The following is a 1649-nucleotide window of genomic DNA, read 5'->3' as shown; positions in this document are numbered from 1 at the left end:
GGCGGTGTCGGTCAGTGCCGGGCGACGAGCCCGCCGGCAAAGCCGGGGCCGTCCGCTGCGGCGGCGAGCGGCGAGGCCCCCGACGGGTACCAGACGTAGGTCTGGTCGGCGGCGTCCCGGGCCACGAAGAGCAGCCGCCCGGCCACCCCCGGCCGGGTGTAGTTGAGGACCGTCGGATCCGTGGCCAGGGTGGTCCGGGCCACGGTCTGCCACTGCCGGAAGGCGGTGCTGCCGGGGCTGCTCTGGCCGGTGGTGTGGAGGAAGCCGTCCGCTCCGCGGGCGGCGATCTCGATGGTCTTGCCGTCCGAGACGACGGCGGACACCGAGCCCGCGGCGTTCAGGCCACCGAGGGCGTTCCACAGGCCGGTGAAGCCGGAATCGGTCTGGTGCTGGGTGAAGACCCCGCCGTTGGCGCTGCGGGCGAACACCTGGACCCGGCCGTCGAGTGCCACGACCGCGCCCACGGAGCTGGTGAACACGGAGCCGTCCGGGCTGCCGCCGAGCGTGCTCCAGGGCCCGAGGGTGCCGTCCGCGGGGTTGGCGGCGGTCTGGAAGGTCGCGGTCTGGTGGATGCCGTTGGTGTCCCTGGCCACCACGACCAGGGCGGAACCGACCGCGACCACGGTCGGCGCGAGCGGTGCGAGGTTCGAACCGCCCAGCGGGCGCCAGCCGGTGAGCTGGCCGTTCGGTCCGGACTGCGGGGCGACCCAGAGCTTCCCGGAGCCGTCCACGGCGAACGCGTAGAGGACGCCGTTGCCGTCCTTCACGAGGGCGGGCGGGCCGGCCACGAAGCCACCGATGCTGCCCAGGCCGCCGCTCCACTGGCCGGCGGGAGTGCGGGTGGCGGAGCGGACCTCGCTGTCCAGGCCCTCGGCGACGACCTGGATCGAGCCGTCGGCGTTCTGTCCGGCCGCGGGCGGGCCGGTGAAGGACTGGTAGCCGGTGAAGACGGTCAGCGGGCCCATCGCCGTGGCGGGGTCCTGCTGCTCGCCGTGGGTGAGGGCGCCCGAGCCGTCGACGTAGAAGTGCTCGATCCGGCCGTTCGGGGTCTGGAACACCGCTCCGGCGGTGTTGCGCACCGCGGTGACCGGGGGCCTGGGAGGGATCGCCGAGGTGTCCAGGACACAGGTGTTGGTGGCCGCTGACACGTCCCGTTCGACGTTCCAGCCCGAGCCCACGACCTTCCCGGTGCCGTCCGGTTCGCCGGCCGCCCAGCTGTCGGTGTCCTGGAAGTACCGGTACCAGCGCAGCACGGGCTCGTTGGCGCCGGTGGCGGGGTTGGTCCGGGTCGACCCGCGCCCGTAGAGGATGTCGCCGCCCGGGGAGAAGATCTGGCTGAACATGTTCCAGCCCGTCCCGGCGGCCTTGTAGCGCTGGAGCCAGCGCTTGGACGCGGCGTCGTAGCGGAAGCGGAAGAGGTGGCCGTCGGGGGTGCGGGCGTACAGGACGCCGTCGCCGGCCGCGACGATGTGGTCGAAGCCGCCCCACCCGGTGTCCAGGACGTCGCCGACGCCGTTGACCCAGGACGTGTCGTCGGCGGTTCGGACGTAGACCCGCAGCTCGCCGCGTTCGTTGATCTGGTAGATCCGGCCCTTCTCGTCCACGGTGACCTGGTTGCGGTGCTCGGGCGTGGCGTAGCGGCCCCAGCC

The 1649-nt window shown here is 73.3% G+C and carries 1 protein-coding gene; it reads right to left on the bottom strand.

What is annotated here, in order from left to right; all coding sequences use genetic code 11:
* Positions 1-11: 11 nt before the first annotated feature.
* On the bottom strand, positions 12-1649 hold a 1638-nt coding region (locus ACFU6K_RS38515), incomplete at its 5' end, for a tachylectin-related carbohydrate-binding protein (RefSeq protein WP_380671252.1).

The sequence above is a fragment of the Kitasatospora sp. NPDC057512 genome, from assembly GCF_042802135.1.
GTDB lineage: Bacteria > Actinomycetota > Actinomycetes > Streptomycetales > Streptomycetaceae > Kitasatospora.
The sequence above is the reverse complement of the archived record's forward strand: the minus strand, read 5'-3'. Positions and strand labels throughout refer to the sequence as shown.